Source organism: Daejeonella sp. (assembly GCF_037719425.1).
Classification (GTDB): Bacteria; Bacteroidota; Bacteroidia; order Sphingobacteriales; family Sphingobacteriaceae; genus Daejeonella.
Genome location: NZ_JBBJNI010000122.1, coordinates 1 through 8,652, shown reverse-complemented (window position 1 = coordinate 8,652; position 8,652 = coordinate 1). Strand labels below are relative to the sequence as shown.

The following is an 8,652-nucleotide window of genomic DNA, read 5'->3' as shown; positions in this document are numbered from 1 at the left end:
ATAAAAAAACACCGGGATTGCCCCCGGTGTTCTCCTGTAAAAGTATGTGATGTTTAGTTTATGATGATGCTTTTTTGGTAGCTCTGAGCTTAGTTAATAGCATACTGTGTGTTACGGAAATCGCTATCATAAGGTTTCAAGGATTTCTTCAGCAATTTTCTAGCAACGTGGATCCTGGTTTTAACAGTTCCGATAGGAATAGTCAGGTGTTCTGCAATTTCGTGGTATTTATGGCCATCGAAGTGCATGGTAAATGGAATATAATACTCATCAGGTAATTTCCCAAGGGCATTCTTGATATCGTCCATGATGAACTTTGGCTCGCCCTGATTCTTTGTAGCACTATACATCAGGTTAGCGGATGAAATATCATCAGATTTAGTTACGAAAGAGCTGATCTTAACGAATCTTCTGTAGTTGTTGATGAAGGTGTTTTTCATGATGGTATACAACCATCCTTTAAGGTTCGTTCCTTCTTTGAATTTATTATAATAGGTGATGGCTTTTAACATGGTATCCTGAACCAGATCATTAGCGTCATCAGAATCATGAGTGAAGTGCAACGCGTACATTTTAAGAGAGCTGGCCTGGCGCGTAACCAGGGTATTGAATTCGATTGTAGTCATCTTGTTTAGGTTTAGATAGTAAACAAATCAGTTATTTCTTCGCAATTCTTAAAAACAAATTGTTTTTAAGTAGACGCTTGATAACAAACAAAGTCTGTGCCTTTTCTGGGAGCGCGTCAAAAAGTACCGGGTACGCAATGCACAAGACCGAGCTGACGAAAGATAAAATGGAGGGGTTTAAATAATATTGACTTCGCGTTCAAGCGTTATATCGAATCGTGATTCGACACTTTTTATGATCTCACCGGAAAAGTTAAATATCTCATTACCAGTAGCTTTTCCATGATTTACTAAGACCAATGCTTGGTTCTTCCAGGTCCCTGTGTTACCGGAAACCTTTCCTTTCCAACCGCATTGTTCTATCATCCATCCTGCTGCCAGCTTGATAAAACCTGCTGTAGATGGGTAGTGTACTATGTCTGGAAAATTGGACTGCAACTGTATAAATTTGCCTACCGGGATGATGGGATTCTTGAAAAAGCTGCCTGCATTGCCTATGGTTTTTGGATCAGGCAATTTGCTTACGCGAATGAATGATACCACAGATGAGATATCGTTTATTGTTGGGCTACTTATTTTTCGATTATCAAGTTCATGTTGGATGGCTCCGTAGGTTACATTCGGAGAGAAAGCCTTTGAAAGTTTAAAGGTGACTTCAGTAATTATATAATGTCCTTTGTATGCAGATTTGAATACGCTGTCGCGGTAACTGAAATTACACTCCTCTTTAGTAAAGACTCTCATATTGCCTGACGAGATCTCAAATGCCCGGCAGGAATGGAAGATGTCCATCAGCTCCACTCCATAGGCTCCGATGTTCTGAACGGGGGATGCACCAACAGAACCGGGGATAAGGCTCAGGTTCTCCGTACCTGCGAACTCATTATCTATAGTATAATTTACCAGGTCGTTCCATACTTCTCCTCCTCCGGCCGTTACATACACATCATCTCCTTCAGTGCGGTTACTAACTCCATGGATATTCATGTGAATCACGAGGCCGTCGAAGTCCTTAGTGAAAAGCATATTGCTTCCGCCGCCAAGCACGAGGTGGGGAAGGTTTTTTAGCTGTTCGTCAGCAAAAAGGTCTTTAAGATCTTCTTCCGTATTAATATCGATGAACAAACGGGCTTTAGCGCTGACACCAAAAGTATTCAGGGTCTTTAAAGAAACATTTTCCTGTATAGTCATAGATTTAGGTAGACGGATCTGTCTTCTGCTTTCTGAAATATTTCCCCGAAGCTAGTAATAATCCAAATTCCTCCGCAGGATTTTTATCCATTGACTTATGATGGATCTTATGGGCTCTTCGTATTCCAAGCAAGTAAGCGTTAGTTGTTTTAAACGACTTAAAGCGGTTATGGATGAACCAGTCGTGGAAAATGAAGTAGATGAGGCCATACACCGAGATCCCTACTCCTATCCAAAAGCCGGTATTCTGGCTCTCCCTGCCATCCCACATCAAATACAGCGATATGCCACCGAAAAGAATGCTGAAAATATCATTGAACTCAAACCAGGATGAATGCGGCTTGTGATGGGACTTATGGATGAACCACAAGGGGCCGTGGAAGAGGTATTTGTGGATGAGCCATGAGAACGCTTCCATAGCCACAAGCGTTATGATAATGATGAGGATTGCTATAATGACGTGCATGGAGTCGTACGTTTTACGTTATACGTTGTAAGTTACTAAACGCTGTGTTACGCATAACTTATAACTTCTTAAGTCGCTATGCTACGTATAACGTAAAACGTACAACATATAACTCTAAATATGTATCGCCCTATTCTCAGTAGCTGCCATCGCGGCCTCTCTGAATGATTCAGTAAAGGTTGGGTGGGCATGTGAGATGCGGGCTATATCTTCTGCAGAAGCTCTGAATTCCATGGCAACAACGGCCTCAGCAATCATATCTGCAGCTCTTGGACCGATCATATGGACGCCTAATATCTCATCAGTTCCCGCATCTGCAAGGACTTTGACAAAACCGTCAAGATCCATGCTCGCACGGGCACGCCCGCTTGCCTTGAAAGGAAACGACCCGGTTTTGTATTTAACGCCTTGTTCTTTTAATTGCTCTTCGGTTTGTCCTACACTGGCAACTTCCGGCCAGGTGTAAACAACACCCGGGATCAGGTTATAATTAATGTGTGGCTTTTGTCCGGCAATCCGTTCAGCAACATAGGTTCCTTCATCTTCTGCTTTGTGGGCGAGCATAGCGCCTTTGATCACATCGCCAATGGCGTATACTCCGGGAACTGAAGTCTCCAGGTGCTCATTAACCGGGATCTTCTTTCCGCGCTCTTCGAGCGTGATGCCGATATTCTCCAAACCTAAGCTTTCGGTATAAGCTACCCGCCCAACTGCAACTATACAGTAATCGCCTTCAAGGCTTATTTTTTCTCCTTTAGCATTGTCGGCGGTAACAGTTACCTTACTTCCTTTAACAGTAGCGCCGGTAACCTTATGGCTTAGCAGGAATTCCATGCCAAGGCGTGCAAGGACCTTTTGGAGCTCTTTACCTACGCCTTTGTCCATAGTTCCTATAATAGAGTCCATAAATTCGACAACAGTGACTTTTGATCCAAGCCGTGCATAAACAGAACCTAACTCAAGGCCTATAACTCCGCCTCCAATTACTATAAGATGTTTAGGGATCTCTGTTAAGTTCAACGCTTCTGTAGAAGTGATAACTCTTTTCTTATCAGTTTTAAGGAAAGGCAGTTCAGTAGGCTTAGATCCTGTTGCCAGGATGATATTCTTACCTGTTATATTTTCTGTTTTGCCATCAGATTTGGTGATCTTAACAGTGTTTTTATCGATCATAGAACCCATACCCTGGAGAGCTGTGATCTTGTTCTTCTTGAACAGAAAAGCAATACCGCCGGTTGTTTGGGCAACTACATCATCTTTACGCTTAACCATCTGCTTCAGATCCGGCTTGAGATCTTTGAGGTTAATACCATGCTCTTTGAAATTATGCAAGGCATTATGATAGTGTTCAGAAGAATCTAAAAGAGCCTTTGATGGGATACAGCCAACATTAAGACAGGTACCGCCATAAGTACTGTATTTTTCGACAACTGCTGTTTTCAAGCCCAGCTGAGCACAACGAATGGCGGCAACATACCCGCCCGGACCACTGCCAATAACTATTACGTCAAATTGCATGTAAGGATAATTTTTAAGTATGTACAAAGTTAAGAAATAGGGACGAGAAATGAGAGGGATGCCGGAGTTCGGAGGTCTGAGGTCTGATAGGTATCGGATAGCGTTTTTGATTCGTAATTCGTAATTTTGTAATTCTTCACTAACCAGAATAGAATGAAATTAATATCTGCTTTAATATTTTGCCTAATGCTTTCAAGCGTTGGAGGGGCGTTCGCGCAGGGTAAAGCTCCTGCTTTTACTAAAGCTGATACACTTCGCGGCAAGCTGACACCTTTAAGAAGTTCCTATGACATTAACTACTACCATTTGGATGTGAAAGTTGATATAACTAATAGATTCATCAGCGGTTCTAACGTGTTTAAGTTCACCACCACCGAGGATCTTCAGCGTCTGCAATTTGATCTTTTTGCTAATCTGGCAGTCGACAAAGTAATTTACAAAGGAAATAACCTTCCGTTTAAGAGAGAGTTTAACGCGGTTTTTATAGATTTCCCGGGACTTATAAAGAAGGGCAATAAAGAAGAATTCACTGTTTTTTATAGCGGCAATCCAACTGTTGCAAGAAGGGCTCCCTGGGAAGGGGGATTCAGTTTTTCCCAGGACAAGCAGGGCAAACCATGGGTTGGTGTTTCCTGTCAGGGCTTTGGTGCCAGTTCATGGTGGCCGACTAAGGATCATCAGTCGGATGAGGTAGATAGCATGATGATCAGCATTTCTGTTCCTGACGGCCTGATGGATGTGAGCAATGGCCGTTTACGGTCAACCGAGAAGCTTACCAATGGCTACACACGCTATAACTGGTTCGTATCCTACCCAATAAACAATTACAGTGTTACCCTTAACATAGCCGATTACGTTCATTTCGACGATTCTTATGCCGGCGAGAATGGTAACCTTACCCTTGACTACTATGTATTAAGAGAAAACCTGGATAAAGCGAAGAAACAGTTCGGAGCCAATGTAAAGCCCATGCTAAAGGTATTTGAGAACTGGTTCGGCCCTTATCCTTTCTACAGGGATGGATTTAAGCTGATCGATGCGCCTTACCTGGGTATGGAGCACCAGAGCGCTGTTGCTTATGGCAACAAATACCTTAACGGATACATGGGCAGCGACCTCTCCGGCACTGGCTACGGGTTAAAGTGGGATTATATCATCATCCATGAAGCGGGTCACGAATGGTTTGGGAATAACATTACCTCAAAGGACATTGCTGATATGTGGATCCACGAAGGCTTCACCATGTATTCTGAAGGATTATTTGTCGAGAGCATCGACGGCAAAAAGGCAGGAGCTAAGTACATAGCAGGTGTAAGAAAGAAAGTAGCAAACGACAGTCCGATCATAGGGCCTTATGATGTAAATACGGAAGGATCAAGTGACATGTATTATAAAGGGGCTAACCTTGTTCACACGCTGCGGACCATAGTAGACGATGACGCAAAATGGCGATCAATTTTACGAGGTCTGAACAAAGACTTCGGATTAAAGACTACGACTACAAATGAAGTCGTGAAGTATATAAATGCCAAGTCCGGGAAAGACCTGACTAAAACGTTTGATCAATATCTAAGGTATAGCGGCGTCCCAGAGCTCGAATATAAAGTTACTCCCGGAAACGTCAGCTATCGCTGGGTTTCGCAAGTTCCTGGTTTTGATATGCCTGTCCGGATTCTTAACGGCAATAAATCTCAATGGATTAAGCCATCAACTGAATGGAAGACGATGAAGCTCAAAACCAGCTTTACTCCTGATCTTGAGAATTTCTTTATTACGGTGAAGAAGGTTAATTAGGGGTGGCTGAAATAAATTATCCTTTTACTGCAACGTTTGTTTTACAGCCTCGTCTTATTGATATATACGAAACCTAAACAAACTAATATTATGAGATTTTTAAAAAACTACGTTTCAGTTCTGGCGCTTCTGGTGGCCAGTTCACACCTTGAGTCATATGCAGCATTGATCACTGTAGTGAATAGCTCGAAAACATTTGCCGATGAAACAAGAAACGTTTCCGGCTTTACCGGTATTACATCAGCGGGAAGCTATAATGTCACTATTACCATGGGCAACACGGAAAGCCTTAGGCTGGAAGGCGATGCCGAGCAGATCGCAGAGATTGAAACTGTTGTAGAGGGGGGTGTACTTAAGATCAGTACCAAGAAAAGGACTGGAAGCAGCTGGAACAATTGGAATAGCAAAGTCAATATATATGTAAATGCAAAATCTTTGAAGAGCATTACTCTTAGCGGTTCGGGCGACATTGATGTTAAGGGTGTTGTTAAATCGACTGATGTTTCGACGGTACTTAGCGGCTCAGGAAGCATAGAACTGGCGATGGCGGCGACAAACTATTCAGCTACTATCAGCGGCTCCGGCAGAATCAAAGCAAGCGGACATGCGGACAACGCAAAGATAACCGTGGCAGGATCTGGAGATTTTGAGGGCAATGGCCTTCGCACAAACGTTACAAGCGCCAAAGTAAGTGGTTCCGGAGACATTTCAGTCAATGCAGATAAAACACTTGAGGCAGCTATGAGCGGTTCGGGTAATATAAGATATAGTGGAAGCGCCAATGTCAAGTCGTCGAAGAGTGGATCTGGGAGGATTTCTAAACTATAACTGCGTTGAATCAAGAGCCAGGATCAAAGAACCAAGACTAGCTGCACAGCTAGATAAAACCTGATGCTGACGCATTGGTTTTTTGATTCGATAGGTCAGGAAAGATAAAAACACTAATCAAAAAAAGCCCGCTTAAAATAAGCGGGCTTTGTACGTGGCGTTTTAACTTACTACTTAAAACTTAATACTTATAACTATATCCCAAGCAGCAGTCTCGCAGGATCTTCCAGCAACTGCTTCACCCGAACGAGGAATCCAACAGACTCACGCCCGTCGATAATTCTGTGATCGTAAGAAAGTGCTACATACATGATCGGACGGATAACGACCTGACCATTTTGAGCCACCGGGCGTTCTACGATATTATGCATACCTAGTATAGCTGACTGTGGTGCGTTGATGATCGGGGTCGACATCATAGAACCGAACACCCCACCATTGGTTATAGTAAAGGTTCCGCCTGTCATTTCTTCCAGGGTCAATTTGCTATCACGGGCTTTAACCGCCAACTCCATTACTGCAGCTTCGATTTGAGCAAGAGACATCGATTCAGCATTCCGTATTACCGGAACAACAAGTCCTTTAGGCGCAGATACTGCAATAGATATATCAGCAAACTCATTGAAAACGATCTCTTCGCCGTCAATCCGGGCGTTAACAGACGGAAAATCTTTAAGAGCTTCACAAACTGCTTTAGTGAAGAAGGACATAAAACCTAGTCCAACACCGTGTTTTTCTTTGAATTTATCTTTGTATTTAGTACGCAGATCCATGATTGGCTGCATATCAACCTCATTGAAGGTAGTCAACATTGCAGTCTCATTTCTAACCGCGACAAGACGCTTAGCAACTGTCTTGCGCAATGACGACATTTTCTCGCGACGTTCACCCCTTGATCCTGGCGCAGAAACCTTAGCAGGCGTGGCCGGTGCTGCAGCCGGAGCAGCTTTTTTGCCTGCTTCTGCTTTTGTAGCATCTTCTTTGGTTAACCGCCCGTCTACTCCTGTTCCTTTGACACTAGCAGCGTCAACGCCTTTATCAGCAAGTATTTTCGCAGCAGCGGGAGACGGAGTTCCTGAGGCATAAGTAGATCCTTTTTCTTCTTGATTTGCAGCAGCAGCTTTCGACTCTTCTTTAACAGGAGCAGCTTCCTGTTTAGCAGGCTTGCCTTCCGCTTTTCCACCTTCTTCGATACTGCAAACGGGCGCACCAATTTCAAGAGTATCACCTTCCTTAGCGATAGTTTTTAAAGTTCCCGCCTTTTCAGCTGTTAGCTCGAAGGTTGCCTTATCAGATTCCAACTCGGCAATTATTTCATCCATTTCTACATAGTCTCCATCTTTTTTTATCCATTGGGACAATGTTACTTCTGAAATAGATTCGCCAACTGGCGGAACTTTGATCACTAAACTCATAATGGTTTTGGTTATTTCTTATTAGTCAATATTAACAGCTTTTTCCGTTGCCTTTTCTACTTTTTTCTTTACTTCCGGGCCTGCCGAGGTTTCAAATGCCTGTCCTACCACAAACAGTTGCTGGGCGATATGTTGTTTGGCATAGCCAGTGGCTGTACTGCTGCTTTCCTTACGGGATACCACGTCAAAATTAAACTCTGACTTGCGGAACTTCCTTGCAATATAAGGCCAGGCACCCATATTCTCCGGCTCTTCCTGGACCCAAACGTATTCTTTGGCTTTTTTATACTTCGTCCTTATTGCATCCATTTGATCATAAGGGGTAGGATATAGCTGTTCGAGGCGTATTACCGCAACATCTGTCCTCTTATCGGCTTGTTGTTTCTCAAGAAGATCGTAATAAACCTTACCAGAACAGAACAGCACACGCTTAACATCGGCAGCCTTTACGTAGCAATCATCAATTACCTCCTGAAAGCTACCTTCTGTAAATTCTTCAAGCTTGCTTACACATTGTGAACTCCGCAATAAACTTTTCGGAGAAAATACCACCAGCGGTTTACGGAAATCGCGTTTCAACTGTCTGCGTAAAAGATGGAAGAAATTTGCAGGTGTGGTACAATTCGCGACCTGAATATTATCATCAGCGCAGGCCTCCATAAAGCGTTCAATTCTGGCGGAGGAGTGTTCTGGCCCCTGCCCCTCATACCCATGCGGAAGTAGCATCACAAGCCCGTTAGAACGCTGCCATTTAGTTTCAGCACTGGTAATGAACTGGTCAATTATTATCTGGGCACCGTTTACGAAATCGCCG

At 43.3% G+C, this 8,652-nt stretch carries 7 protein-coding genes and 1 pseudogene; 2 read left to right on the top strand and 6 right to left on the bottom strand.

Annotated features, from left to right (window positions below):
• Positions 1 to 89: 89 nt before the first annotated feature.
• From WKF69_RS14650 to lpdA, 4 genes are all read right to left on the bottom strand, one after another.
• A complete protein-coding gene (locus WKF69_RS14650) occupies positions 90 to 626 on the bottom strand; it encodes a sigma-70 family RNA polymerase sigma factor (protein ID WP_340382819.1) in 537 nt (178 codons plus the stop codon).
• 177 nt (positions 627 to 803) lie between these two features.
• Positions 804 to 1,817 carry a UDP-N-acetylmuramate dehydrogenase gene (murB, locus tag WKF69_RS14645; RefSeq protein WP_340382818.1) on the bottom strand — a complete coding sequence of 338 codons (1,014 nt, stop codon included), beginning with the start codon at positions 1,815 to 1,817 and terminating at the stop codon, positions 804 to 806.
• A gap of 4 nt (positions 1,818 to 1,821) precedes the next feature.
• The gene (locus WKF69_RS14640) at positions 1,822 to 2,283 is read right to left on the bottom strand and encodes a sterol desaturase family protein (RefSeq protein ID WP_340382817.1); all 462 of its coding nucleotides are present in this window, start codon (positions 2,281 to 2,283) and stop codon (positions 1,822 to 1,824) included.
• A gap of 114 nt (positions 2,284 to 2,397) precedes the next feature.
• A complete protein-coding gene (gene lpdA / locus WKF69_RS14635) occupies positions 2,398 to 3,801 on the bottom strand; it encodes a dihydrolipoyl dehydrogenase (protein WP_340382816.1) in 1,404 nt (467 codons plus the stop codon).
• A gap of 153 nt (positions 3,802 to 3,954) precedes the next feature.
• On the opposite strand from lpdA, the gene WKF69_RS14630 reads away from it, so the two are divergent.
• Together WKF69_RS14630 and WKF69_RS14625 are read left to right on the top strand one after the other, a co-directional pair.
• Complete coding sequence (locus tag WKF69_RS14630) at positions 3,955 to 5,595, top strand: M1 family metallopeptidase (RefSeq protein WP_340382815.1); 1,641 nt, start codon at positions 3,955 to 3,957, stop codon at positions 5,593 to 5,595.
• A gap of 90 nt (positions 5,596 to 5,685) precedes the next feature.
• Positions 5,686 to 6,423 (top strand): head GIN domain-containing protein, encoded by a 738-nt coding sequence (locus tag WKF69_RS14625; RefSeq protein WP_340382814.1) that lies wholly within the window; start codon positions 5,686 to 5,688, stop codon positions 6,421 to 6,423.
• Between the two features lie 194 nt (positions 6,424 to 6,617).
• On the opposite strand, the gene odhB is transcribed toward WKF69_RS14625, so the two are convergent.
• Positions 6,618 to 7,838, bottom strand: a complete 1,221-nt coding sequence (gene odhB, locus WKF69_RS14620) for a 2-oxoglutarate dehydrogenase complex dihydrolipoyllysine-residue succinyltransferase (protein ID WP_340382813.1) — start codon at positions 7,836 to 7,838, stop codon at positions 6,618 to 6,620.
• A 21-nt stretch (positions 7,839 to 7,859) separates the two neighbouring features.
• Positions 7,860 to 8,652, bottom strand: a pseudogene (locus tag WKF69_RS14615) (2-oxoglutarate dehydrogenase E1 component); the annotation flags it as partial.

Coding starts and splice junctions, on each gene's coding strand:
- WKF69_RS14650 (WP_340382819.1), bottom strand. CDS start 626: ATGACTACAATCGAATTCAATACCCTGGTTACGCGCCAGGCCAGCTCT.
- murB (WP_340382818.1), bottom strand. CDS start 1,817: ATGACTATACAGGAAAATGTTTCTTTAAAGACCCTGAATACTTTTGGT.
- WKF69_RS14640 (WP_340382817.1), bottom strand. CDS start 2,283: ATGCACGTCATTATAGCAATCCTCATCATTATCATAACGCTTGTGGCT.
- lpdA (WP_340382816.1), bottom strand. CDS start 3,801: ATGCAATTTGACGTAATAGTTATTGGCAGTGGTCCGGGCGGGTATGTT.
- WKF69_RS14630 (WP_340382815.1), top strand. CDS start 3,955: ATGAAATTAATATCTGCTTTAATATTTTGCCTAATGCTTTCAAGCGTT.
- WKF69_RS14625 (WP_340382814.1), top strand. CDS start 5,686: ATGAGATTTTTAAAAAACTACGTTTCAGTTCTGGCGCTTCTGGTGGCC.
- odhB (WP_340382813.1), bottom strand. CDS start 7,838: ATGAGTTTAGTGATCAAAGTTCCGCCAGTTGGCGAATCTATTTCAGAA.